35 protein-coding genes are annotated in these 25,068 nt (G+C 39.9%); 34 read left to right on the top strand and 1 reads right to left on the bottom strand.

The features are described from left to right. The first annotated feature begins 44 nt into the window (after nucleotides 1-44). The 26 genes from T344_RS0107130 (at nucleotide 45) to T344_RS0107005 (ending at nucleotide 16,637) form a co-directional block, all read left to right on the top strand. Nucleotides 45-323 carry an HNH endonuclease signature motif containing protein gene (locus tag T344_RS0107130; RefSeq protein ID WP_027628124.1) on the top strand — a complete coding sequence of 93 codons (279 nt, stop codon included), beginning with the start codon at nucleotides 45-47 and terminating at the stop codon, nucleotides 321-323. A gap of 88 nt (nucleotides 324-411) precedes the next feature. Then, a complete protein-coding gene (locus T344_RS0107125; protein WP_027628123.1) occupies nucleotides 412-786 on the top strand; it encodes a hypothetical protein in 375 nt (124 codons plus the stop codon). Then, nucleotides 773-2,503 carry a terminase large subunit gene (locus T344_RS0107120; protein WP_027628122.1) on the top strand — a complete coding sequence of 577 codons (1,731 nt, stop codon included), beginning with the start codon at nucleotides 773-775 and terminating at the stop codon, nucleotides 2,501-2,503. Before T344_RS0107125 ends, T344_RS0107120 begins: the two co-directional genes overlap by 14 nt. Nucleotides 2,504-2,515: 12 nt before the next feature. Next, nucleotides 2,516-3,037 carry a hypothetical protein gene (locus T344_RS0107115; protein WP_027628121.1) on the top strand — a complete coding sequence of 174 codons (522 nt, stop codon included), beginning with the start codon at nucleotides 2,516-2,518 and terminating at the stop codon, nucleotides 3,035-3,037. A 7-nt stretch (nucleotides 3,038-3,044) separates the two neighbouring features. After that, nucleotides 3,045-3,191 (top strand): hypothetical protein, encoded by a 147-nt coding sequence (locus T344_RS31235; protein WP_169738696.1) that lies wholly within the window; start codon nucleotides 3,045-3,047, stop codon nucleotides 3,189-3,191. Between the two features lie 3 nt (nucleotides 3,192-3,194). After that, nucleotides 3,195-4,385, top strand: coding sequence for a phage portal protein (locus T344_RS27770; protein ID WP_051571645.1), 1,191 nt, complete (start codon nucleotides 3,195-3,197; stop codon nucleotides 4,383-4,385). After that, complete coding sequence (locus T344_RS31360) at nucleotides 4,372-4,998, top strand: HK97 family phage prohead protease (RefSeq protein WP_034860744.1); 627 nt, start codon at nucleotides 4,372-4,374, stop codon at nucleotides 4,996-4,998. The genes T344_RS27770 and T344_RS31360 overlap by 14 nt, the downstream gene beginning before the upstream one ends. A gap of 13 nt (nucleotides 4,999-5,011) precedes the next feature. Next, nucleotides 5,012-6,223 (top strand): phage major capsid protein, encoded by a 1,212-nt coding sequence (locus tag T344_RS0107095; protein WP_027628119.1) that lies wholly within the window; start codon nucleotides 5,012-5,014, stop codon nucleotides 6,221-6,223. Between the two features lie 59 nt (nucleotides 6,224-6,282). Further along, nucleotides 6,283-6,474, top strand: coding sequence for a hypothetical protein (locus T344_RS0107090; RefSeq protein WP_242842035.1), 192 nt, complete (start codon nucleotides 6,283-6,285; stop codon nucleotides 6,472-6,474). After that, nucleotides 6,464-6,736 carry a phage gp6-like head-tail connector protein gene (locus T344_RS0107085; RefSeq protein ID WP_242842034.1) on the top strand — a complete coding sequence of 91 codons (273 nt, stop codon included), beginning with the start codon at nucleotides 6,464-6,466 and terminating at the stop codon, nucleotides 6,734-6,736. The genes T344_RS0107090 and T344_RS0107085 overlap by 11 nt, the downstream gene beginning before the upstream one ends. Nucleotides 6,737-6,747: 11 nt before the next feature. Then, a complete protein-coding gene (locus T344_RS0107080) occupies nucleotides 6,748-7,095 on the top strand; it encodes a head-tail adaptor protein (RefSeq protein ID WP_027628116.1) in 348 nt (115 codons plus the stop codon). A 4-nt stretch (nucleotides 7,096-7,099) separates the two neighbouring features. After that, nucleotides 7,100-7,534: an HK97-gp10 family putative phage morphogenesis protein gene (locus tag T344_RS27765; protein WP_051571642.1), complete on the top strand. Its 435-nt coding sequence runs from the start codon at nucleotides 7,100-7,102 to the stop codon at nucleotides 7,532-7,534. Beyond that, nucleotides 7,531-7,872: a hypothetical protein gene (locus T344_RS0107070; RefSeq protein ID WP_027628115.1), complete on the top strand. Its 342-nt coding sequence runs from the start codon at nucleotides 7,531-7,533 to the stop codon at nucleotides 7,870-7,872. Before T344_RS27765 ends, T344_RS0107070 begins: the two co-directional genes overlap by 4 nt. Further along, nucleotides 7,872-8,447: a major tail protein gene (locus tag T344_RS0107065; RefSeq protein ID WP_027628114.1), complete on the top strand. Its 576-nt coding sequence runs from the start codon at nucleotides 7,872-7,874 to the stop codon at nucleotides 8,445-8,447. The genes T344_RS0107070 and T344_RS0107065 overlap by 1 nt, the downstream gene beginning before the upstream one ends. Before the next feature lie 40 nt (nucleotides 8,448-8,487). Continuing rightward, nucleotides 8,488-8,913 (top strand): hypothetical protein, encoded by a 426-nt coding sequence (locus T344_RS0107060; protein ID WP_027628113.1) that lies wholly within the window; start codon nucleotides 8,488-8,490, stop codon nucleotides 8,911-8,913. Between the two features lie 35 nt (nucleotides 8,914-8,948). Further along, nucleotides 8,949-9,086 carry a hypothetical protein gene (locus tag T344_RS30940; RefSeq protein WP_154669422.1) on the top strand — a complete coding sequence of 46 codons (138 nt, stop codon included), beginning with the start codon at nucleotides 8,949-8,951 and terminating at the stop codon, nucleotides 9,084-9,086. Nucleotides 9,087-9,088: 2 nt separating this feature from the next. After that, nucleotides 9,089-10,792 carry a phage tail tape measure protein gene (locus T344_RS29640; protein ID WP_051571641.1) on the top strand — a complete coding sequence of 568 codons (1,704 nt, stop codon included), beginning with the start codon at nucleotides 9,089-9,091 and terminating at the stop codon, nucleotides 10,790-10,792. 3 nt (nucleotides 10,793-10,795) lie between these two features. Next, nucleotides 10,796-12,571, top strand: coding sequence for a DNRLRE domain-containing protein (locus tag T344_RS0107045; RefSeq protein WP_027628112.1), 1,776 nt, complete (start codon nucleotides 10,796-10,798; stop codon nucleotides 12,569-12,571). A gap of 5 nt (nucleotides 12,572-12,576) precedes the next feature. After that, nucleotides 12,577-13,695 (top strand): hypothetical protein, encoded by a 1,119-nt coding sequence (locus T344_RS0107040; protein ID WP_027628111.1) that lies wholly within the window; start codon nucleotides 12,577-12,579, stop codon nucleotides 13,693-13,695. After that, nucleotides 13,692-13,943 carry a hypothetical protein gene (locus tag T344_RS0107035; protein ID WP_034860741.1) on the top strand — a complete coding sequence of 84 codons (252 nt, stop codon included), beginning with the start codon at nucleotides 13,692-13,694 and terminating at the stop codon, nucleotides 13,941-13,943. Before T344_RS0107040 ends, T344_RS0107035 begins: the two co-directional genes overlap by 4 nt. Before the next feature lie 9 nt (nucleotides 13,944-13,952). Next, the gene (locus T344_RS0107030) at nucleotides 13,953-14,552 is read left to right on the top strand and encodes a BppU family phage baseplate upper protein (protein ID WP_027628109.1); all 600 of its coding nucleotides are present in this window, start codon (nucleotides 13,953-13,955) and stop codon (nucleotides 14,550-14,552) included. Between the two features lie 10 nt (nucleotides 14,553-14,562). Further along, a complete protein-coding gene (locus tag T344_RS0107025; protein ID WP_027628108.1) occupies nucleotides 14,563-14,823 on the top strand; it encodes a hypothetical protein in 261 nt (86 codons plus the stop codon). A 106-nt stretch (nucleotides 14,824-14,929) separates the two neighbouring features. Further along, nucleotides 14,930-15,430 (top strand): hypothetical protein, encoded by a 501-nt coding sequence (locus tag T344_RS0107020; protein ID WP_027628107.1) that lies wholly within the window; start codon nucleotides 14,930-14,932, stop codon nucleotides 15,428-15,430. An 89-nt stretch (nucleotides 15,431-15,519) separates the two neighbouring features. Further along, the gene (locus tag T344_RS0107015; RefSeq protein ID WP_027628106.1) at nucleotides 15,520-15,804 is read left to right on the top strand and encodes a hypothetical protein; all 285 of its coding nucleotides are present in this window, start codon (nucleotides 15,520-15,522) and stop codon (nucleotides 15,802-15,804) included. A 13-nt stretch (nucleotides 15,805-15,817) separates the two neighbouring features. After that, nucleotides 15,818-16,450 (top strand): hypothetical protein, encoded by a 633-nt coding sequence (locus T344_RS27755; RefSeq protein WP_051571639.1) that lies wholly within the window; start codon nucleotides 15,818-15,820, stop codon nucleotides 16,448-16,450. 4 nt (nucleotides 16,451-16,454) lie between these two features. After that, complete coding sequence (locus T344_RS0107005) at nucleotides 16,455-16,637, top strand: hypothetical protein (RefSeq protein ID WP_027628105.1); 183 nt, start codon at nucleotides 16,455-16,457, stop codon at nucleotides 16,635-16,637. A gap of 31 nt (nucleotides 16,638-16,668) precedes the next feature. Here T344_RS0107005 and T344_RS0107000 read toward each other — a convergent pair whose 3' ends face one another. Next, complete coding sequence (locus T344_RS0107000; RefSeq protein ID WP_027628104.1) at nucleotides 16,669-17,067, bottom strand: hypothetical protein; 399 nt, start codon at nucleotides 17,065-17,067, stop codon at nucleotides 16,669-16,671. Nucleotides 17,068-17,424: 357 nt separating this feature from the next. Between T344_RS0107000 and T344_RS0106995 the strand changes: the two genes are divergently transcribed. The 8 genes from T344_RS0106995 to T344_RS0106960 all read left to right on the top strand — a co-directional run bounded on the left by T344_RS0106995 (nucleotide 17,425) and on the right by T344_RS0106960 (nucleotide 25,068). After that, entirely contained in the window at nucleotides 17,425-17,943 is a 519-nt protein-coding gene (locus T344_RS0106995; protein WP_027628103.1) for a methyltransferase family protein, read from the top strand. Nucleotides 17,944-18,206: 263 nt separating this feature from the next. After that, entirely contained in the window at nucleotides 18,207-19,355 is a 1,149-nt protein-coding gene (locus T344_RS0106990; RefSeq protein ID WP_027628102.1) for an aldo/keto reductase, read from the top strand. Between the two features lie 158 nt (nucleotides 19,356-19,513). Further along, complete coding sequence (locus T344_RS0106985; protein WP_027628101.1) at nucleotides 19,514-19,690, top strand: helix-turn-helix domain-containing protein; 177 nt, start codon at nucleotides 19,514-19,516, stop codon at nucleotides 19,688-19,690. Then, nucleotides 19,687-20,388 (top strand): response regulator transcription factor, encoded by a 702-nt coding sequence (locus tag T344_RS0106980; RefSeq protein ID WP_027628100.1) that lies wholly within the window; start codon nucleotides 19,687-19,689, stop codon nucleotides 20,386-20,388. Before T344_RS0106985 ends, T344_RS0106980 begins: the two co-directional genes overlap by 4 nt. Beyond that, on the top strand, nucleotides 20,385-21,422 hold the full coding sequence (locus tag T344_RS0106975) for a sensor histidine kinase (protein ID WP_027628099.1): 1,038 nt from the start codon (nucleotides 20,385-20,387) through the stop codon (nucleotides 21,420-21,422). The genes T344_RS0106980 and T344_RS0106975 overlap by 4 nt, the downstream gene beginning before the upstream one ends. Nucleotides 21,423-21,484: 62 nt before the next feature. After that, on the top strand, nucleotides 21,485-22,030 hold the full coding sequence (locus T344_RS0106970; protein ID WP_027628098.1) for a DUF308 domain-containing protein: 546 nt from the start codon (nucleotides 21,485-21,487) through the stop codon (nucleotides 22,028-22,030). Between the two features lie 48 nt (nucleotides 22,031-22,078). Continuing rightward, complete coding sequence (locus tag T344_RS0106965) at nucleotides 22,079-22,762, top strand: ABC transporter ATP-binding protein (protein ID WP_027628097.1); 684 nt, start codon at nucleotides 22,079-22,081, stop codon at nucleotides 22,760-22,762. Further along, nucleotides 22,759-25,068, top strand: a complete 2,310-nt coding sequence (locus T344_RS0106960) for an FtsX-like permease family protein (RefSeq protein WP_027628096.1) — start codon at nucleotides 22,759-22,761, stop codon at nucleotides 25,066-25,068. Before T344_RS0106965 ends, T344_RS0106960 begins: the two co-directional genes overlap by 4 nt.

Raw genomic sequence — 25,068 nt, 5'->3', positions numbered from 1 at the left:
GGGTATATATGTTCCCGAAATGCGTTAAGGGAAGGTTATGAGTTATGGCTAAGTTTCCAGAAGTCTACAGAGATCCGCGTTGGGAACCTGCAAGGAAAGAATGTGTAAGACGTGCTAATGGGTTGTGTGAGAGATGCAAAAAGAAAGGCAAGTACAAACCAGGTAGGATTGTTCATCATAGAGTATACCTGACTGATGACAACAAAACAGATTGGAACATTGCATTTAATCCGAGCAACCTCGAATACCTTTGCAATGATTGCCACGAGGATGAGCACGATAGGAGCACAGGCTTGCAGAAATTTTTGATCCCCCCGGGTTGATTTTTTTAAAAACTTTTCACGGAGACCGTGCATGGGAGCTTAAATTTTACGCGAGACAGAATTTGCAGGAGAGGGGGTAGATATTCATATGTCGACAAAAAAACGTTCATATGCTGCAAAAATCCGGCAAACACTTCGAAAAGAAAAAATTGATATTGACCCTCTCCTGGACGCAACACTGGAGGAACTGGAGAGGCTTAGCGTAATCCGGGATGATCTTTTTGAATCATACCAGGATGAGGATACTAAGTTGTTTAGAGAACACACCAATAAAGCTGGCGCGACTAATGTAATCATGGCTGCGGAGGTCACGGAATACAAAAACTACTCAGATAAATTTAACAAGACCGTGGCGGCTATAGAAAAGATGGTTGAGGCAAGACGGCCTGTAAAGGATGATTCAAAACAGCAAGAGGATCCACTTGCCAAAATTATAAGGCGGGATTTGAATGCCCAAAGTTGAGATACCAAAATATATTCAAGATTGGCATGATTACGTTAAACAGAAGCCCAAAAACCACGGTAATGATATTAAAAAGCTTAAGAAACTAATCGAAAAGCTTTTAAAAAGCAGTACAGTCTTTTACGATAACACAGACGTTGAAGCATTTATTGAATTTTGTAAACTCGTGAAGCACCGGGAGGGTAGATGGGCAGGAAGGCCCCTTGAATTATCCCTGGAACAAAAATACATAGCAGCTTGTATATTCGGCTTCAAAATGTACGACAACGAACTGCATATGGTTGTCCGATATTTCAAAGAAATGGTTCTGCTTGTTGCAAGAAAATGGGGAAAATCAACCTTCATTTCAGCGATAGCAGATTTTTTATTGATATGTGACCGGGAACCAGCTGCGCAGGTATGGTGCCTTGCTACACAGAAACAGCAGGCCAGCATTGTATATGAGGCTGCTAAAAACTTTGCTTTAAGCAGTGAGTACATAAGGACTCATGTAAAAACCCGCAGAGATAAGGATAATTCAGAAATGCTCCTGTTTCCGGCAGGCAATAGTTACATGAAAGCCGGAAGTAAAAACAGCGAAGCCCAGGACGGTCTCAATCCGCACGGGGTTATCATTGATGAGTTGCATGCAATCAAAAATAGAAATACCTATGATGTATTCAGTTCTGCCATGGGTGCCAGAGCGCAGCCGCTTATTGTAATTATAAGCACTTTTGGATTTGTACGTGAAGGAATCTTTGATAGTGTTCTGGAACGGGCCACGGCGGTGCTTGATGGTAAAAGCAATGAGCGATTATTCCCGATAATCTTCCGGATCGATGACGATGACAAACCGGAAGATAGAAAGTGCTGGATTAAGGCAAATCCTGGATTAATAGAGGCACGTCCCACAATGTCATATCTGGAGGGTGAATATCAAAAAGTCCTGAAGGATCCAGCGCAGATGCCGTCTTTCTTGGCAAAGCATCTGAACCGTGCAAGCAGCATGTGTGTGATTTACTTCAACCTACAGGATGTTGACCGGTGTGCAATTGATATGACGCTGGATATGATTCAGGATAAATACGCTGCCGGTGGAGCTGACCTTGCGGAAACAACAGATTTGTGTTGTGCATCAGCATTGGTTCCAATAGGCGGCAAGTTATATCTGTTCCAGAAATATTTTATAGCCCAGGCGAGAATAGAGCAAAATTCAAAAGCCGATAAGATGGCATATGAGAGTTTTTGTAAAACAAATGCGCTGGATCCACTGAACAATGAATTACTAAAAATATGCGAAGGCCCATTGGTTAAAAAAAGTGATGTAACAGAATGGTTTATCGAATTATCTGATAAATATCAAGTTACATTCTGGAAGATTGGCGCAGATCGCTGGCACTTTGATGAATGGAGCGAGGACATGGGCAAACATGGTTATCCGGTGGAAGATAAGAACGGTAAAGGCGTAATGTTCCCAGTTGCGATGGGCGCAAAATCACTATCACGTCCGATGAAGGAAACCAGAGCGCTGTTTGAAGATGAAATAGTTCAGTTCAGCCGTCACAATGGTTTGTTCCGGTGGTGTACAACAAATACAGCTGCCAGAATAGATATAAATGCAAATATACAGCCCGATAAGGCAAAAAGCAATGGACGCATAGATGGTTATGTGTCTTTTTTATGTGCTTATATTGCATATACAAAATGCAAGGATATGTTTGAAGAATTTCAAGGTTAAGGAGGACTTTATATGCAAAGGGAAAGGCAAGTAGAACGGCTAAAAAACTATATTATTGACTTTCCGGATTTGGATATCTGGATAATCTCAGAGGATAACAGATGTGCGGAATTATATTGGGAGAGGATAAACGGATATCTTTGTACTAATAAAAAGCCTTTGGTTATATCAAAGGGCAATTACTACAAGGATGGTTATAACACACACAATGCTATAATACTACTTTGTGGACAATGGTATAAGAATCCGATTGCTTTTAGCGATATAGTCAAAATGCACCTAAAAACAGCGAAATTTACGCTGCCAATTGATGATTTTCCAGAACCTATTGAATTACAAGAGAAGGATATGAATCACAGAGAGGTATTAGAGGGGCAAATCAATATTCTGCAAGATTTACAGGGGAAACTGTCAACTCAATGTGCTAAAGGCCTTCTAAACGTGCCGGAATGTGCAGCCAGGGCCTGTGAAGTAGCAAAAATAATTGAAAGCCTCAGTGCCACGGCGTATAACATGAGGAAGTTTAGAAAGTAGGTGACACATGAAATATCTTGAAGATATTTTGGCAGTTGCTGGAGTCGGAATAATTGCTGTAGGTGTTTTTCTTATTTACATACCGGCTGGATTTATTTTTGTGGGAGCCTGCTCAATAGCAGCAGCGTATATCCTTACCAGGGGAGGTGATTAATCAATGTTCTTAAAAAAGGCTCTAAATGTTGGATCTTCTCAAAATCATGTTGTTGCTTCTAAAGTCATTGACCTTTTAAACCAGGGATATTCCATCATGCAGATAAATCGCAGGTTGTACGATATCCCGGAAGTTAGGACAGCAATAAATTTTGTGGCTGAAAAGGTTGGGAGCATACCTTTTTATCATATCCGGGCGGATACTGATGGGGGAAGCTGGGAAAAGGTTAGTGATAAATTAAACTATGTCCTGACAGTTCGTACTAATCCTTACCAGGGACCGCAGGTATTCTGGACGCATGCTGTTACAACACTACTATTAACAAACAATTGTTATATTATGCCTGAGTGGGACGGCAAAGGAGTCATTAAAGCCTTATGGCCTTTGCCTTTCACAAGGGGTGAATTTAGTCAGGATGAAGACGGAAAAATTATCGTTACATTTGGAGGCAATTACCCGTTTTATTATGACGATATAATTCACCTGCAAAGGTTCCCTGGGGGAAAACAGGGGGCGCAAAGACAAGCAATAGGCAATTATGAGCAGATAGTCAATACAATGCAAGCGCAGGCCGTGAAAGACAGTGAAAACAGCCAGAGAATAGCGGCGCTGCTACAGGTTAACACTCCGCTAAAAGGCGCAGACATGAAAAAGAAACTGGATGAATTCAAGGAGCTTTTTCTGACAGCCGAGAACACAACTGGCTTTGGTATGATTGGAGCCGAATATGATGTTCACAAACTGGATATGAAAATTAGTCCCTTGAATACCGGCTTGATGGAATCTATTATCAGTTACCTGTATAACTATTTTGGAGTGTCAAAGGAGATTATTACTCATACGGCTTCCGAACTTCAGTATGAACAGTGGATTGATGACAGCATCAAACCGATTGTCTATCAGGCTGAAGAGGAAACCACTTACAAGCTTTTCAGTGAAGCCGAAATATCACATGGAAATCTTGTAGAAGGTGAAACGATAGACCTTGAGATCAGTACGTTGTCTGCTAAGACTGCATTCTATAAAGAAATGGTATATGGAACAATCATGAGTCGTAATGAAATACGCCGTAGATTGAGAATACCAAAAGGCCCGGCCGCGCTTGATGAATTTTTGGAAAATAAGAATTTTCAAAAGCTGCAGCCAGGCAATTATGTTGTGGGGGAAGGAGGAAAAGAAGATGAACCAAACTGAAAAACTATCTCCATTGACGGCACAAAGTAAAAGGCGAATGAATTATGAAAATGAAAAATCAAAATTCAGGGCTGTTACGGAAGAGATTGACGGAAAGCCAATTCGAAAGCTCCGAGGGTACCCGATTTTATTTGATACTCCCGGACGGCCATGGAGAGGCAGTAAGTGGATAGAGAAGGTAGATAAAAAAGCTTTGGAAGGGGTTGACTTTTCAAAGCTTGTTTTATTGCTGGATCATAGCACGACTTGGGTATTGGGCAGAGTCGGCAAGAATATGACTGCAGTTGTTGATGATGTAGGCCTGTTCGTTGAAATTACATTGGGTAACACCTGGCTGGACGATTATGTTTATGATCGGGTGCAGACAGAGATTATCGACGGAATGTCATTCTGGTTTGATAGTCAGGCCATGATTGCATCGGACTGGGAAAACAAGATTGATGTGATATTAAAAATCAATGAAGTATACGAAGTCAGCATTGTTGTATTCCCGGCTTATGAAGATACCGTCATAATTACGCAAAACGATGAAGAGGTTCCGGAAGATCCGGGAACAGATGCAAATGAAGAGGCCAAAAAACTGGCACTTATAAATCTTATTGAAACCTTATAAGGAGGATGAAACCATGAAATTAAGTCAGAAGGAAGCCGCCGAGCTTCGCAGGGAAAAAACCGATATTGAGCAAAAGAGGCTTGCCCTCAAAGAAAAATGCAAAAATCACAGGGACATGTCAACTGAAGATGTCAGTAAGGCAGCTGACGAAATGAGGAGCATGTCAGACCGGATTGACGAAATCAATGAAAAACTGAAAGATGCTCCGGAGGAAACAAGAGGGGGACTAAATCACGTGAGAGTAAATGAAATCACGCAGGAAAATTTCAGATCAAGCTCCCAGTATAGAGATGCATTTTACAGAAGCTTTATAAACCGCAGAGTTTCAGAAGAAGATGCTTCAATACTGGAAATGGGTAAAAGAGCAATAACAGATATGAATGGTGGAAGTGTGACGAGCGGCGCAGAATATCTTGTCCCTACAACCACACTGGATGTAATCAAGTCTGTAATCACAAAGTATGGCCAGGTATATGCAGCAGTGACCAAATATGGATTTATTGGTAATGTGTCGATACCTATAGGAACTGCCGGTGCACCTACTGCGAATGCAGATGGGACCGTTACTCTTAATTTCACATTTACTGAGGTAACGCTTGCACAGGAAGCTGTTGTTGCTACCATAAAAATCAAAAATCTGCTGCTCAAAAATAGTATTTCGGCGCTGGATAATTACCTTGCTACTGAAATGGGTAAATACTTGGGTACATACCTTGACAATGCCGTACTTAATGGTGATTCAGGAACATTTACTGGCATTCTTCCTTCCATCACTGCAGCTCCGTCAGCAAAAAAGAACTATTCCGCAATGGCATGGGATAAGCTTATGGATATTGAAGCAGAAGTTGATTCGCCATATGGTGATGATGCAACATTCATCATGAGAAGAAAAACATTCTTCAACCGTTTCAGAAAAATGACGGATGCGGCGGGAGCTCCAATCACAACAACAATACCTGTAATAACCGGAAACGGAAAGACACAGTTTGTGTTGGACGGTCACAGGGTTATATTCACATCTGCTATGGCAGAAGATGATATATTGTTTGGTGACCTGGAACAGTACATTGTTAACGAATCTCAGGAAATCACAATAGAACCTTCCAGTGTTGGTGATGACGTATTCGGAAAGGATATGACTATGTGGAGAGGTAAGGTATATAGCGGCGGCAAGCCTCTGTTTGCAAAAACTACATTTACCTACTGGGGATATTCAGGGACCTAATAGAAAGGACGGGTATGACGATGACAAAACGTAAAGAAAAATCGCCGGAGGTTACGGAAGTGAAAGACATTGACCTCTCATCTGGAACTGATCAGACGGTATTAATTTTCAAGGCTAATCGTCCACTCACTGTCCAGGAACATGAAGAATTGTCTCATAAACTGAGATACGAGGAAGAAAATACGGGACTGAAAATTGTTTTAGTCCCGTTCTTGCTTGATGTTACGGATGGTGATCAAGATGATGAGTAATGAAAATATGCTGGTAGAAGTGAAAAAAGGTCTTTGTATTTCAGGCGAATATACAGATGATACCTTGATGGCAAAAACATTAGCGGTAAAAGGGTTTATATTAAATGCCGGGGTTACAAGTGCTAATCTGGAGACTGAGTTAGGTCTGGCAACGTTGACTGTGGGGGTAAACGACCTCTGGAATCTTAACCCGGGTGAGGTGAAATTCAGTCCGGCATTTAGTATATTACTGACACAGCTGCAGGCAATGAGTTTGTCATAGGAGGGTAACATATGTTTAAGATTATCCGACCCGATACAGCCATAAAAATAATAAAAAAGAGCGGCACTACAAAAGATGCAGACGGCTTTGATATTGATAAATGGGAAGATGTTTGCAACCACATTTTGTGTGAATGGCAGAATAAGTTTGGGGTTGAAGTGTACAAGACCGTAAAAGCATCTACCATTAATGTCAGCGAACCGGCGTCACTAAAGCTATGGTTTGTACCTGGGGTAACTCCGGACTGCCGGGTGATCCGTTTATCTGATGAAGCGGTGTTTGAAATTGTTGGTGTAGATGATGTAATGAATAGGCACCAACAATTACAGCTTGAGATAAAAAGATATGTAAGGGGTTGAGATTATGGCCAAAATGACAATAACTCCACCGACAGATCTTATGGATAAGTTAACAAAATTAGGTTTTTCCGGTAAGGAAATTGGCAAAAAGATGCTTAAAAAGGGTGCTGCAATATTGAGGGATGAAGTAGACAGCAACCTGAAAAAGAACCTTTACCGTAACCGAGCATACAGAAAAGATTTTCCCACAGGTGCCCTTGAGCGTTCTATAACCATATCCAAGCCAAAAGAAAATAAAAATGGTGATTTGTCTATTTCGGTTTACTTTAAAGGTAAAGATGATAAAGGTGTTACGAATGCACAAAAAGCCATGGCTATGGAGTACGGCACGAGCAAGCAAGATGCAGAGCCATTTATCCGACCGGCTGTATCCTCAAAAGAAGAAAAAGTTATTGAAGCAATGCAGGCTGTATTCAATGAGGAGGTAAAAAACACATGAACGTAAATCCTCTTATTGAAGATGCATTATCTAATATTGGCTGTCCAGTCAGCCCTATAAAGTACAGTGGCAAAAGTGAATCATATATAACCTATTATACACTGCTTGAATCAGACGAAATATTTGCTGATGATATAGCAATTGGCGCTGGGACGGAAGCCACGGTTGATGTTTACAGCAAAGGAAATTTTAAAAGTCTTGTAAAGGAAGTAAAGAAAAAACTTAAACAAGCTGGCTTTTCTATACTTCCTTCTGGACTGGAACTATATGAGCCTGAAACAGGCTATTATCATATAGTGATAGAAATTTACATTGAAGGAATGGAGGATGAAGAATAATGGCAAGTATAGGATTGAGATACCCTGCATATGCACCGTTAACAGAAAATGAAAATGGTACATACAGCTATGGCCCCGGCAAGATTGCCGCAAAAGCAATTAAAGTTGATATGAAACTGACGGTATCAGATGAACCATTGTATGCTGATGATGGTGTAGCAGAGAGGGTAAGGGAATTTGTTGAAGGTTCAATGATATTCACACCTGATGATTTAAAACCAGAAGTCAGAGCCGAGTGGCTTAATAATACTTTAGAAGAAAAGACAGTGGAAAGTGAAACAGTAAAGGAATTATCAAGCACAACCGAGGATACGCCGGGATATTTTGGATTTGGTGTCTATGTGCCTAAAATTGTAGGCGGGGTTCGTATGTATAGAGCAATTCTATTTGCGAAGATTCAATTCGGGGAGCCGGACGAAAGCATGGAAACAAAGGGACAAAAGATAACCTGGCAGACCCCGGCGATTGAAGGCAAAATGATGCGGAGAAATGACGGAGTCTGGAAAAAAGAAGTTACAGTATCAAGTATTGCTACTGCTGTTGCCTGGTTAAAAAGTGAATTAAATATAGCTTAAGGAAGGAGATAGGCAGGGCTAAAACCCTGCCGATTTTATTATGAGAGATATAAAAGATACAGGAGTAAAAATACAACTTGACATTGAACGGGAACTTGTTTTTTCCTTGAATGTCATGAGTGATGCGGTTGAAAAGTATGGGAAAATGGATAATTTATTAAACGATTCTGCAAAAAGTCTTGAAGTAGCAAAGTGGCTTGCTGTTCAGATGGTCAATGAAGGGATTGAAATTTATAATGATAACAATCCGAATGATAAGCAATCCTTGATTGACGAAAGAAAGCTGTGCAGATATGTACATGGATTTGGTGGCTTTAATGTATTACAGCAAAAGGTACAAGAAGCAATGTTAAAAGGATTACCGGCTGACCGAGTACAACAGGTTGAGGAATTAGGAAAAAACTTGATAGCTGCGCAGAGTCAGACGAAACCGAAAATGAACAGGGAACAGAGACGGAAGAAATAAACTTTGCGCAGCTGACCTTTATAGGAAAAACCCTTTTGGGCTATCCAGAAAAAGAAGTATGGCATATGACATATAGAAAGCTTGACCTGCTCTTTAAGGAATACAAGTATTTCTATGGGATAGAAAAAAGGTATACAAATATTGATGATATTATACCGGAGGATGTGAATTAATAATGGGTAACAAGAAAACAACTATAGGCGCTGGAGTTGTCCTGGATGGAGAAAAAGAATTCAAGCAAGCTATAACCGAAATCAATAACGGCCTCAAAGTTACAACATCGGAATTGATGCTTGTTACAGCACGTTTCTCCGATAACGCAAAATCTATGGAAGCACTTACGGCGAAAAGTGAAGTCCTGGAGAACACTGTCAACGGTCAACGGGAGAAAATATTAAAACTCCGGGAAGCTTTGGCGCATTCTGCAACAACATATGGTGAAGCCGATTCAAAGACAATGAAATGGCAGGTCAGTTTAAATAAAGCCGAAACCGAGCTTGTAGGGATGGAAAGAGAACTTGAAAAAACCAGCAAGGAAATAGATGAGTTTGGAAAAGAGGAAGAGGAAGCCGGAAAGAAAACTTCGAGCTTTGGTGACAAAATAAACAACCTTGTAGGTGCTCTGGGCATTAACCTTCCCGCCGGTGCACAGGAGGCCATAAAGGCACTCGACGGGCAAAGAGTTTCTACCCTTGCATTAATAGGTGTAACAGCCGGAATTATTACTGGATTTGCAAAGGCATCATTTGCCGCTGCTGATTTTGCTGATGATATACTAACACTATCTGCACAAACAGGCATATCTACAGACACATTACAGGAATTGAAATATGCTGCGGAGTTTGTAGATGCTAGCCTTGAGACAATGACAGGGTCCATGACAAAAATGATCAGAACAATGGCATCAGCTCAAGCTGGTAACAAGGAGGCGTCTGCTGCTTTTAGGCAATTGCATTTAAGTATTACCAATAATGGGAAACTAAAAGACTCTGAACAAATGTTTTATGAGGTCATTGATGCTCTTGGCAAAATGAGAAATGAAACAGAACGTGACGCACTTGCAATGCAAATATTTGGGAAATCGGCTCAGGAACTTAATCCTTTGATAGAAGCGGGTAGCGGTAGATTAAAGGAACTCGGAGAGGAAGCCCAAAAATTAGGGATTATAATTTCTTCGGAAAACTTAGATCAATTAGGGCAATTAAAAGACCATATGGATAAATTGAACGCTCAGACCGGCGCATTAAAATTAAATCTTGGTCTTGCGTTAGCCCCGGCTTTAATTGAAATATTTGAAATTTTAAACAAGATGAACCCCAGAGTCCTTGCTACAGTTGCAATAATCGGGAGCATAGCGGTGGTAGCTATTACTGTTGTAAAATCTATCGCAGACATTACAAGTACTTTCTCAGCAATGACACCGGTAACTTTTAAAACAACTATGATAATTTTAGGAGTTGTTGCTGCCTTAATAGCGTTAGCCGCCATAATTGCCGTTATTACGGGAAAAGGTGATGAGTTAAACAGAACAATGGCTAGCGTTGGAAGTAGTGTAGGAAATATGACCAGTACTGTTAACAATGCCGGTAATAGTCTACAGATAGGCCGTAACGCTTCTGGAACAAACAATTGGCGTGGGGGATATACTTGGGTCAATGAAGAGGGCGGAGAAATAATGGATTTACCACGGGGCACCCGGATAATTCCTCATGATGTGTCAATGGAAATGGCGCGGACGGCAGGATCATCCAGCGATATATATAACTTCCAGCCCGGCAGCATTGTTATTGATGCTAAAAATATAAAAGAGTTTAATGATATAGTTAAGCTTGTTAAGGGAACAAACCAGGCAAGTAGAGTAAGGACGGTGATGGGATAAATAATGGGAACATATATAGTAGATTTACCTTGTATAGTAGATAATTATATTGATAGACAAAATTCTACAACTAGTTTTGGTTCAGCAACTACCTTACTTTTGGGAGGGTTTGAAGGTTTTAGAGGTAATGATGATAACAACAGATATATCACAATAATGAAATTTAATTTTTCATCCCTGCCAGCTGGGAAATCAATTTTATCTGCATATTTAAGATTATATTCTATAAATCATGTTGAAAACTATAATATAAAAGATAGTTATAATTATCCATTTTTAATAAAGCCTTTATGGTATACACCTACAGAAAGTGATACCTATATGAATCCTGAACTATGGTGGACACATCATGATGGTACAAGAATTGATGTGGAAACTCTTGCATCTACATATTTAAATATAGACTTTATGGGTTTTATCAATAATACAGATGTAAGAAATAAAGGAATTGCTATAGCATGGGAGGGTAAGGGCCAAACTACTTATGATATAGGCCCTGTATGGCAAATTGGAGCAAGAAATAGCGCAAATCCTCCTATGATAAGAGTGACATATACAGATACCATTCCAGAAAAACCAACCGCAATAGACCCAATTGGTTTATATGTTCAAAATTCAGGAGTAATCCAATTTAAATGGGTGTATAATAATTCAACTGGTGGAAGTCAATATAAATTTGACCTCAAGTGGAGTACAAATAGTACAACATGGACAACTGTAAGTCAAACAACAGGAAATAACTATTATGACATGCCAGCCAACACATTGCCTACAGGAAATATATATTGGAAAGTAATTACATACAATAACCTAAATGAAGCCAGTCCCGAAAGTAATGTTAATATTTTCTACTCAATTGGTGCTCCGGCAGCTCCTGTAATAACAGAGATTACAAATACAAATACTCCAAAACCGACAATAGTGTGGACATCTAGTTCTCAGCAGGTATTTCAAGTCCAAATAATAAAAAGTAGTACCGTTGTTTATGATACTGGAGATATACCCAGCATATCAATTAAATCACATACAATAACAACCTTTTTAGAAGATGGGACTTATGTTGTAAAGGTTAGAGTAAAAAATGAATATGATTTATATTCAAGTTGGGCAAGCGCTCAATTTACCATAGAAACACCAAAACCAGTGAAACCCCCCATCACGTTAAAGCAAAATAAATACAGTATTGATGTAACAAGTAATTTAGCAGACAATAGTTATTTATTATTATTCAGAGCAGATATCAATTCAAGCGACTTTAAATGCGTTGCTAAATCAACTGCAAATGTAATTAAGGATTATACTATTGAAAGCAATAAAGAGTATAAATATCTTGTGAGAGCTGTTAGCAAAACAGGAACTTATCTGGACGGCGAAATAAAGAGCATTGTTTCAATGGCCTTTAATAAATCAATAATATCTCCGGTATCTAACCTAAGTAACATATTTGAAGTTAAATACAATCTAAATGAAAGGCCAGTTAAGAATATTGCTATCAGTACACCAAACACAACAAACTATTTTTCTGGACGAAAGTATCCAGTCGTAGAATACTCGGAACATTTAGGCTGTGGAATAACACTGTCATTCTTTATAAAGAGTGATGCGGAATATCAGCAATTACTTGATATTCTGTACCTGAAGGAAATAGTGTTGTACAGAGACGGAAGGCGCAAGTTTTATGGAAATATATCAGGAATAAATGTAACAGACCATTTCGCCGGATATACGGTTAATTTTTCTATAAATCAGACCGATTATAGCGACTACTTGGAGGTGTAAATGATATGCTTAATTTGGCTATAGGAGGATATAGTACAACAGATGTAATAAATCAGCTTCATGCTAAAGGCGGGGTTCGTGAAGTAAAATTCCGTTATGACCTAAGAAATAAAAATGAAGTTAAAATCGGTGAATTGTTAGCAACAGATTCAGGTAACTCAATGAATTTTAATAGTTTGGCAGATATAAAACGCACAGGTACTTTTACTTTCAAAGAAACGGAACTACAAGATGTTGACTGGTTGAACGATAGAGTCCAACCAGTTTTTTTATTAAACATGCCTGATGGAAAATTCATTGAGTGGCCATTAGGCATGTTTTTATTATCGTCTCCAACGCGAAGAGATAACTTCGGTGTATGGAGAGAAGTGGAAGCATATGATGCAAGCGTGATCTTGGAAGAGGATAAATTTGACAACAGGTATCGTATTCCGGCAGGAACCAAATATGTTGATGCGATAACTACTATCTTAAACAACGCTGGCATAAGAAAAGTAAATATAACAGATCATAGTGGTTTAATCTCAACTGACAAAGAATTTGAAATCGGTACATCTAGACTGGAAGTCGTAAACCAATTATTATCAGAAATTAATTATACATCTATATGGGTGGATACTTACGGTTATTTTACCAGCAAGTCATATATTCTACCGAGTGACCGTGAAACAGAATATTCATATAAGACAGACGATTTAAGTATCATATACGATGGGGCAATAAACGAACTTGACATATTTAATGTCCCAAACAAGTGGATTATAACAGCTTCCAACCCCGAAAAGACACCGCTGACAAGTATATATACCAATGATCTGCTTACGTCCAAAACCTCCACGGTTAACAGGGGCAGAACCATTGTTGATTTTAGACAGGTGGATGATATCCTGGATCAGGCTACATTAGATGCGTACACAAAAAGAATAGCTTACAATGCCAGCCAGATATATGAGAAAGTGCAGTTTCAAACTGCATTAATGCCTCATCATAGCTATATGGATACGCTTTTTGTTGAAAATAAGAATCTTGAGATATCATCCAAGTTTACTGAGACCTCTTGGGAGATAGAGTTACAAGCTGGAGGAAAAATGAAGCATAATGTTAGGAGGGTTATAAATATATGAGTGAAATACCAAACGCAGGTGAATTTTTAAGTAGTATTAATAATGATAAAGGATACAGGGTTTTTAAACTTGCAATAGTCACAGCGTTATTTGCAAGCGGTTTTCCTCAGATTAAATTTGATGGGGAGATTACTTCCAGTGCAAAAAAATATCCAATATTAGCTTCATATACTCCTGCAATCAATGATAGAGTTCTTGTTGCAGCAGTAAGCGGCACTTACGTAATTTTGGGGAAGATAAAGTATTAAGGAGGGACTATGAGCTTAATAGAAAAGATTTATCAAATTGATTTAGACATTAAAGTTGAATCCCGATATGAGCCGATGGAGTTTATCCAGGGCGATACTTTGAATAAAATAATTTTTAAAATATCAAACTCAGGAAAAACTTTTAGCCTAAACCAATATGTATACAGAATAATTTTAGAGCGTCCTGACGGAGTCAAGGTGAAAAAAACACCAAAGGTAGATAACGAAAGATTGATTTACAATTTAGGAACAACAGAAATCGAAAAAGCTGGAACCGTAGTTGCCTATATGGAAATTTACGATGGTCCAGAGAGAATCACAACAAAAAGTTTTAACTTTAAAGTAGTAAAATCTATGAATAATGGCGGTTTGATTGAAAGTGAAACGGAATATCCGGTAATTTCGCAAGTGATAGGTGATGGGTTAGAAACTCAGTTCTATGTTACTCACAACCGTAACACTTTAGATGTTATCGTTAGCATCCGTACGAATCAAGAACCCTACGAAATTGTTTATGCAGATATGACAATTATAGATCCTAATACTGTTTTAGTAACCTTTGCCCAGGCACCGGCTACAAACCAGTATAAAATTATAATTATCGGGTAGGTGGTAGAAAATGAAGATTTTTGGGAGAGAACTTACATTTAATGGGTATGATGTAATACACAAAGGCAATCTAAAAAATTGGAATCCCATTTTAAGCAATTTAGATGAAAATGGGATTCCAACATTGACTACATATAGAAGAGGCGACGGAACAATATTTATGCAGATAAAGTTTACGGATAAAGTAGACGGTCGATACCGAAAATGTATAGTGACTTATTATAAGCAAAATGGTTTTGTTGAAAAGGAATACATATCAGATATACCCTAGGCTTAATTGGGGGAGCAAGAATAAATAATCTATTTGGTTTTAAGGATTACTCAGAAATGAGTAGTCCTTTTTGATTACACAATAAAACATATGGAGGTAAGAAGGAATGAAAAAAATAATTTTAAGCATGGTTATATTATTTACTATTTGTTCAGGTCTGCCGATTAGTGCAGAAGTTGATCGTGACTACATATATGATGTATTACAGCAGGATTACGGTGTACTGGTAACAAATACGGGTTACGCCGAAATTAATTACAAAATCAACAGAATAGGGGATATAAACGAAGTACAGTTATATCTTGATTACGAGCTATTCAACGATATCCAATTCGGATATTATACGCTAAAAGAAAAACAGGTAGCTACAGATCAGGTAAAACAATTCGCTCATGAAATCTACAAAGAAGTTACAAAATTATATCCTGAGGAAAAGTGGCAAGGTTGCTATGTAGCTTCATTTACAAATATTTTTAATCAGGATGTTACGCTGGAATTTTTTAACTGGTCAAATTTTAATGATAACGAGATATTGAAAGGAATACAGTGGCTTCCCCAGAGGGATGCCGATTGGGAATTGGGAAAATGGCCAGAACTTGAAAAATAGAAATGATTATACAGACAGAAGAGGACTGTAAAAGGTTCTCTTTTTTTGATTACCGAAAATAAGAGAGAAGGGATAGAATGGAGCCTTGCATGCAAATAAAGGCGATAACAGAAGTGACCCAAAGAGCGATTAGCAACACGCACCGGATTGATGGACACGATAAAAAAATAGAAGAAATTGAAAAAACTCAGACTCAGATTCTCGTGGATTTAAATGGCAATATGAAGTTGCTCACGCATGAAATGTCTGGTGTGAAAAAAGATGTCCAGGAGCTTAAGGACAGACCTGTAAAGCGGTATGAGACGGTAATAACGGTGATAATAACAGCTATTACAAGTGGACTTGTAGGTTACTTGTTATCAAGGCTAATTTAGGAGGGATTGTAAGATGAGCTTAACAAATTTGGGTTTGGTAGAACACTGTAAAAAAGCTTTAAACGAAAAATGGGGGTATGTATACGGGACTTTTGGGACAGTATTAACAGAACCCATGCTACAGTCAAAATTAAAACAGTATCCTGATAATGTAAGGCAATATGAATCTTTTATTAGGTCAAATTGGCTCGGTAAACGGTCAGCAGACTGCGTGGGTTTAATAAAGTCTTATCTGTGGTGGACTCCTACCGGGCCGGTATACAACAGTAAAACCGACAAATCGGCAAATGGCATGTATGAAGCCGCAAAAGAAAAAGGGATGATAAACACTATACCTGAGACACCTGGCATGTGTGTGAGAAAAGATCAGCACATAGGTGTTTATATCGGGAATGGTCTGGTCATTGAAAGCAAAGGAACTAAATACGGAGTGGTACAGACACCTCTTACCGGTGTCGGAGCTACCGCCTGGACACATTGGATTAAATGTCCTTACATAGAGTATGAAGTAGTAGACGAATTGAAAGAAGCCTTAGAATATATCTGCCCCAAGGCGGGGATTGACTTTAATCACTGGTACCTAAAAGCTAAAGAGATTAAATATCTCGACATAGTTTTTAAAAATATTTATAAAGCGTGGAGGTAGCGAAATGAAAGAGAAAATAGCAAAACTTATTGATGTGAAAAGTATTGTTACGCTTATCCTGGTGTTTACACTTGTGGGGATAGTACTAAGCGGCCGGCAGATGGATGAAAAAGTATTTTTACTGTTCTCTAACTGTACGACCATGATTGTTACGTACTTTTTTACAAAAAGGTCTACGGATCAGTAATAAAAATAAGCCCTCCTTTAACCGGGAGGGCTTATTTTTTACGATATACTTCAACCGTTTGGTTAGCTTTGTTGGTCATTTCAATATTAAATATCTCGTTATTAACAAAGTTTATGGCAAAATCACCCTTATCGCTTTTAAGGTGGTATGTACTACCGTCCCAGTAGCTTTTTTCGATTGTACCAAAATAATCTTCGTTATGATCTATATATCTGTCTACTTGTTCTTGCCGGAATTCAGTAATTTTGGATTTCTCTTTTTCGTCCTGAGTATCATTATCAGCAGATCTCCATATGAAATTAATACCTCCGATAACTATACCCATTATTACTATTCCTCCAACTACGTAAAATAAAGGCCCGGTAATGTATTGCCATATTATCAACCTGTCATTATTTATTTCAATATTTGTCCTATTTTTCTTTGACATATGTTATACCTCCCTTTAAAATAAATTATAGCATTGATTAAAAATATAATACAACTTATCTTAGTGTAGGGGAGCTTATTTTTTTTCATGAAGGTCAAATATCGATAATTAGTTTAGATACTACTTGTGCTGCTTCATCCGCACCAAACAAGCTAAACAAGAGGGTTTTAAGGGTTTTGAAGGGCCTTGGGATTCTCTTGTTTTTCTTTGTTTACAACACCTTTTAGTCTTTGGGCTTTTTAACTTATTGTTTTATTTTTATGATATTGGCAGGTTCTGTCATTGAATATTTTACCATATGAAATGCAATTCTTTTTGTTATTATTAGAGTAGATAAAGAGAGGGGAGCTTAAAAAAATGAATGCATTTCTATTGATAATACCTCTCTTTCTCATAAGGTTCGGCTTGCTGAAAATGTTAAATAAAGATTCTTTAAGCCGTGCCGCTTTCTTTGCCCCATTAGAGGGTAAAGAAAAGGTCGCCTACCTTTTTTATCAGCTTTCAAACGCTTTTATGATCTTATATTCGGTTTTCTTGAAAATTCAGACCAAACCTCCGTTGCTTTTAATCGCCTTATTTATCCACGTCTTAGGCGTAAGTGTTCTTATAATTGCCACTGTTAATTTTGCGAAACCTGAACAAAGCGGAATAAATATAAACGGAATATATAAGATTTCCCGGAACCCTATGTATATAGGATATTTCATATATTTTTCAAGCTGTGTATTGTTAACGCGTTCTATGCTGCTGCTTATATCTCTGCTTGTTTTTCAAATATCTGCACACTGGATTATTCTTTCCGAAGAAAGATGGTGCATCAACAAATTCGGGACGGAGTATATAAACTACATGAAAAAGGTTAAGCGGTACATTTAGTATACCTTATTCCTAAGATGGATAGTAAATTAGCATGAATTCAATGAAGCTGTTGCAATGTTGGATAAAACTATTAAATCTGGATGCTTTGGCGCTATAGAGGAAAGATTAAAACAATATTTTAAACGTGCAAAAGATATGTGAAACGCTTTATTTAAGCCAATCCCAAATTAATCATTTAATCAATAACACTATGAAGATCGGGTATGATTTGGTATAATATTTCTAAATGCAATTTCATGTACATAATAAAGGAGAAGACTATGAGATACCGTTCACTGGGCAACACTGGAATGCAGGCCAGCATTATCGGTCTTGGCGCTGAGCATCTGGATGGAAAGCCTTACGAAACAGTAAAAGAAACTCTTGATGCAGCTATGGAAAATGGCGTCAATATAATAGATATCTTTATGCCCGGTCACGATATTCGCCAAAAGCTGGGCAAAGCGCTGAAAGACCGACGTGAAAAAATGATTATTCAGGGGCATATTGGTTCCACCGATATTAACCAGCAATATGATATATCAAGAGATATGCCCACAGTGAAAAAGTACTTTGAAAACCTGTTGATAGATTTGGGTACAGACTATATTGATGTGGGGATGCTTTTTTTCATTGACACAGAAGAACACTTTGATGCAGTGTTCCATTCCGATTTTATTAAATATGCGCAGCAACTGAAGCAATCCGGCACAATTCGCGCCATAGGCGCCAGCTCTCACAATCCTGTCATTGCCAAAAAAGTAGTGGAGACGGGTATTGTCGAGCTATTGATGTTTAGCGTCAACCCGGCCTTTGATATGGTTCCGGCCAACACCGATGTATTGGACTATCTGTCAAAAGCTTTTGAAAAAGAAAAAATGCTAAAAATAGATGAAAAAAGACTGGAGCTATACCGCTTTTGCGAACAATTGAATATTCCCATCACTGTTATGAAAACTTTTGGCGGCGGCAAATTACTCTCAAAAGAGTATACACCCTTTGCCTCAGCACTTACTTCCAAGCAATGCATCCACTATGCCCTGACCCGGCCGGGGGTCGCCAGTGCATTGGTGGGCTGCCAAAGCAGGGCTGAAATGCTGGAAGCAATATCTTATATAAACAGCAAAGAAGAGGAGCTGGATTTTACCGCTGCCATCAGCAGTATGAATGAGAACTTCAAAGGCAACTGTGTCTATTGCAATCATTGTTTGCCCTGTCCCAGTAATATTGATATTGCAGCAGTTAATAAATACCTTGATATCGCCCTGGTTGATCAAACAGCTGTCGACAAGGGGATAGGCCGGCATTATAAAGAACTTTCCTCTCATGGCAGCGATTGCATTGAATGTGGGAGTTGTGAGAGCAAGTGTCCATTTTCGGTTTCCATTATCCATAACATGAAAAAAGCTGTCGAAGTTTTCTCTGTGTAGAAAACATATATCAATAACTTCAGCAGGATTTGAAAATAATTCGGATAAATAAATTTGAGCCTTCGGGCTCTTTTTTTGAAGTCTTTATAGGAAAATAAGGCTTATTTATTTCGAGAAATCGAACTATAATTGTAGTATTACTTCAAGGTGGTGATTTGATGGATTATTTTACCGTTAAAGAAGCAGGCGAGAAATGGGGCGTAACTGCCCGTATGGTGAATAACTATTGTTTAGCCGGGCGGATACCCGGTGCGGTGAAAAAGGGAAATCTATGGCTTGTTCCGGCTGACGCAGAAAAGCCCAAAGACGGGCGCAGAAAGGAGGCAAAAGAATGAGCCGCTTGTTACTGCTTGAAGATGATTTAAGCCTGATAGATGGGCTTTCTTACTCACTGAAAAAACAAGGTTTTGAAATAGATATTGCCCGAACGGTTAAAGAAGCTGATAGCTTTTGGAGTGACGGCAAATATGACTTGCTGATTTTAGACGTATCCCTGCCTGATGGTTCGGGGTTTGATGTCTGTAAAAAAGTACGTCAAGTATCAAAAGTGCCTATCATTTTTCTTACTGCGTCCGACGAAGAAGTGAGTATCATCATGGGGCTTGATATTGGCGGCGACGATTACATTACAAAGCCGTTCAAGCTAGGCGTACTGGTTTCAAGGATTAACGCGCTGCTCCGGCGCACAAGGGATTTTAGCGCGACGGATACGGAAATTATTTCAAACGGGATTAAGGTATTTCTATTGCAGGGTCAGGTGCATAAGGAGAATACCACGCTTGATTTGACGGCGGCAGAATATAAATTGCTCTGTCTATTCATGCAAAATCCGGGGATTATCCTGACCAAAGAAAAGATACTGGACAAACTTTGGGACGGCGACGGGAATTACGTTGATGATAATACGCTGGCGGTGTATATTCGCAGGCTGCGGACAAAGATTGAAGATGACCCCGGCAATCCCCAAATGCTGGTGACGGTTCGGGGTATGGGCTATAAGTGGAATGTCACAGGTGGGGGCGGTGGAGCATGAACATTTTTACAAATCGGGATATTAAAAAGCTCTTTATCGTGCTGTCCTGCGCGTTCGCTGCATTTATCATTCTATCGCAGCTATATTGCTGGCTGTCTGCTGGTGCGTTCAATGTGATACTTTTCCTATTGTCGTTGCTTCTTGCCGCAGGGATTTTTACCGGCTGTTACCTGTATTTCCACCGGCAGCAGCAGATGATTGAAAACGCCATATCGCAAATCAATCTATTTGTTTCAGGTGACGCAAGCGCAAGAATTGAAAGCGATAACGAGGGTAGCTTATATAAGCTGTTTCATGAAATCAATACACTGGCGACTACTCTAAATGCCCATACGGTGAGGGAGCAGAACACAAAGGACTTTTTAAGAAATACTATATCGGATATTTCCCACCAGCTTAAAACGCCACTTGCTGCACTTGCGATATATAATTCTCTTTTGCAGGATGAATGTGAGGACAAAACGGCGGTACGCGTTTTTGCCCTGAAATCAGAAAAAGAAATCGAGCGTATAGAAACGCTCGTCCAAAATCTTTTGAAAATTACGAAGCTCGACGCTGGCGCAATCATCATGGACAAGCATATTGAAAACATTTCTGACATGATGAATGACTTAAAAGCCCATTTTGAAATACGCGCCGAACAAGAAACCAAAGAAATCATTTTATCAGGCCGGGACGATGAAATGCTGCTTTGTGATAGGGACTGGCTGATTGAAGCGGTGAGCAACATAGTAAAAAATGCCCTCGACCACACAGACGCAAATAGTCATATTCATATTGAATGGAGCAGGCTACCGTCCGCTACGCAAATCGTTATAAAGGATAACGGAAGCGGGATACACTCGGAGGATATACACCATATTTTCAAGCGATTTTACCGCAGTCGGTTTTCAAAGGATACGCAGGGTGTGGGGCTTGGCTTGCCGCTTTCAAAGGCCATCGTGGAAGCTCACGACGGCAGTATAGCGGTTGATAGTGTTCTTGGTAACGGAAGCACGTTTGTTTTAAGTTTTTTGAACCTTACTAAATTGTAAGCTGAAATTCATCTGGGAGTAAGGTGTTCATGTTAATCTGACTTCATAGGAGGTAGATTACTGTGAACTTAATATATTGTGAAAACGTATCAAAGTACGCGATATTCCGGGCGGCGATACTTTGCATTATGAGTATTGCGACGTTTATTTTTCCTGATTTTCTCTTAAACGGAATGGTCTATGTCATTGCCGGATATATGGTGCTCAACGGTGCCTTGTGCATTGCAGATTGTTTTACCCACAACAAGGAAGCCAAAACACCTATAAACTATGTGAGTTTTGTTTTAGCCTGTTTGCTGATTGTGCTTGGGATTTTCTTTATCGCTTACTATCGTTACATTGTCAGTATATTGCCGGTTTTTCTTGGCGCACTGATGATAGCGGAAAGTATCGTCTGTTTTGTGACCGCGCTATGCACGAAAGCCGTAATAAGGCCGCTTCTGATTGTTTTAGCCGTTATTATTTTTATTGGCGGCGCGGCTTCTGTAATATACACATTTGGATTTGGCGGTCTGCCGACGCTTTCACAAATATTCGGCGTTCTCCTGCTGCTTTCGTGTATATACGAACTTGCCGTTTATTTGAGCCGCCGCAAGGCTGCACAATGATTTATAATCCCGTTTTCAGGTCAATCACATAGAGAGGTGTAATACGATATGAATTTATTAGAAGTCAATTCCATTTGTAAAACATACGGCAACGACGAAACCGCAGTTGAAGCGTTAAAAAACGTGAGTTTTTCCGTCCCCAAAGGTGAATTTGTCGCCGTTGTTGGCGAGTCGGGTTCCGGGAAAAGCACGCTTTTGAATATGATAGGGGCGCTCGATACGCCTACGTCCGGGAATGTTCGGATAGACGGCAATGATATATTCCGCATGAACGACGAGAAGCTGACTATTTTTCGCCGCCGCAATATAGGCTTTATCTTTCAGGCATTTAACCTTATTCCTGAACTCAATATTGAGCAGAATATTACTTTTCCCGTACTGCTTGACTATAAAAAGCCGGATAAGGCGTATGTCGAAGAAATACTGACAGTCCTTTCCTTACAGGACAGGCGCGGCCATCTGCCCCGGCAGCTATCCGGCGGGCAGCAGCAGCGCGTGGCGATTGGCCGCGCTCTGATTACCCGCCCTATGCTGATACTTGCAGACGAGCCGACCGGCAATTTGGACAGCCAAAACTCGGGCGAGGTAATTTCGCTTCTGAAAACAGCGTCCAAACGCTACCAACAGACAATCATCATGATTACGCATAACCGCAGCATTGCTTCCACGGCTGACCGTGTACTGCAAGTATCGGACGGCGTATTAACCGATTTGGGGGGATACGCCGAATGAACAGTTATCTTGGCCTTGTTTCAGAATATGCGAAAGTACACAAAAAGAAAAACAGGCTTACCATTGTCTGCATTGTTATATCTGTTATGCTGATTACCGCTATTTTTGGCATGGCTGATATGAGTATCCGTGCGCAAATAAACGAAAATATCCGACAAAAAGGGAATTATCATGCTATCATTTCAGATATTACGGATAGTGTGGCAGCTCAGATAGACGATCAGCGTAATGTGAGCGTGTCAGGCTGGGTCGGCATGACAGAGGATGTCACTTTTCAAGGCAAAACGCTGCTGGTTCAGGGGGGCGAAAATGATATTGCCGCCGAAATGAATCTTTTGATTGAGCAAGGCGCCTATCCACAGTCTGCGTCCGAGTGCGCGCTTGACAGGCTGGCAATGGAGCAGTTTGCCTTGTCTATCGGAGATACTATTCAGATAACCGATGCGAATGAGATTATGCGAACATATGTAATTACCGGATTTTACAGTGATTTTTCCGGCTTAAAGGCAAGCGATACACATGGCTTGTACCTGTCGCTTGATGGTATCCGCGCATATCAAGATGGGAAATACGGCGAGTATTTCTATGTTCAATTCAAAGACGGTGTAAATATAAATAACGCGCTTGCGGAAATATCAGCAGAATATGGACTTACGGAGCAACAGGTGTCCACAAACAAAATGCTGCTTGGACTGATGGGGCAAAGTGACGACAGCAGTTTGTTGCAATTATATCTCACAGCCGTAATTTTGGCTATTCTTGTCGCTATGGCCGGTACGTTTATGATTGCAAGCAGCTTTAACATGAGTATTTTGGAGCGCACACAGTTTTTTGGGTTGTTGCGCTGTCTTGGAGCTACAAAAAAACAGGTTAAGCGGTATATACGGCTTGAGGGCTTGCGGTATTGTGCCATTGGCGTACCTATCGGCCTTTTAACAGGGTGCTGCGTGATCTGGGCGGCGGTTGTGCTTCTCAATACCTTAAATTCAAGTTTTTTACCTCAAATGCCAATTCAGTTTAGCTTGCTTGGGTTACTTGCGGGTGCGGTAATCGGAGTGATGACTGTTATGCTGGCATCCCGCGCTCCCGCAAAAAAAGCGGCAGGGGTATCCCCACAAGCCGCTGTTACAGGAAATATCAACCAGGCCAATAATCAGGGGATAGATAAGGCATCCAATACAAAGCTGTTTCATGTGGATACAGCAATGGGCCTCCGTCATGCTTTTTCCAATAAGAAAAACCTGATGCTAATAACCGGTTCCTTTGCAATCAGCATTGTTATGTTCTTGTGTTTTTCCGTTTTCATAGATTTTATGTGCAATGCACTTAGACCGTTGCAGCCGTATGCTCCCGATATTTCGGTTATAGGTTCAGATGCTTCTACGCCACTTGACCTTTCCTTGCTGGAGGAAATTAAGGAGCTTCCTGAAACAGAAAATGTCTATGCAAGGATGTTCCTCTATGATATTCCGGCAAGTGCTAAACAAAGCGAAAGCATCTCGACACTTATCTCTTATGATGAACCTCAATTTGAATGGGCGAAAGATGCCCTCATCACAGGGCGCATTGATGATGTTCAAAACGGAAACGGTGTGTTTGTTGAATATTCCGAACATATGAACTGGAACCCCGGCGATAAAATCACTCTGAATATAAATGGAGAGGACGCAGAGCTTTCTATTGCGGGGGTACTTTCCAGTACGCCATTTACTGCTGAAAACGGCGAGTGGCTTGTCATTTGCTCCGAGGATACGTTTACTAAACTTAGCGGAGTATCTGGCTATACAATTATTGATGTTCAGGCCACCTCTGATATTTCGGCGCAGGTAAGGAGCTTGATTGGTACTGACGTGCAAATGCTTGATAAGTTCCAGAGTAACAATGAAACTCGCGCAACCTACAATGCTATGGCGGTATTCGTCTATGGGTTTTTGATGATCATTGCCTTTGTTGCCCTGATTAATATTGTCAACACCGTAAACGCGAGTGTTTCCAGCAGAATGAATAACTACGGTGTTATGCGGGCGGTAGGTATGTCGGGCAAGCAACTCAAAAAAATAATTACCGCCGAAGCCGCAGCCTACGCCATAACCGGCAGCATTGCGGGAAGTGTTTTAGGGCTTCTGCTGCACCGCTTCTTTTTTAATCTTTTGGTTACGTCCAACTGGGGTGAAAACTGGCAGCCGCCACTTGTAGTATTAGCTATCACAATTTTTGCCGCACTACTCACTACGTTTATGGCGGTCATTTCACCGGCAAAGAAGATTGAAAAAATGAGCATAGTAAATGTAGTAAACGCAGGGTGA

The sequence above is a fragment of the Ruminiclostridium cellobioparum DSM 1351 = ATCC 15832 genome, assembly GCF_000621505.1.
GTDB classification, from domain to species: Bacteria; Bacillota; Clostridia; order Acetivibrionales; family DSM-1351; genus Ruminiclostridium; species Ruminiclostridium cellobioparum.
Note: the sequence above shows the minus strand (reverse complement) of the source record. Positions and strands in the feature narration are given on the sequence as shown.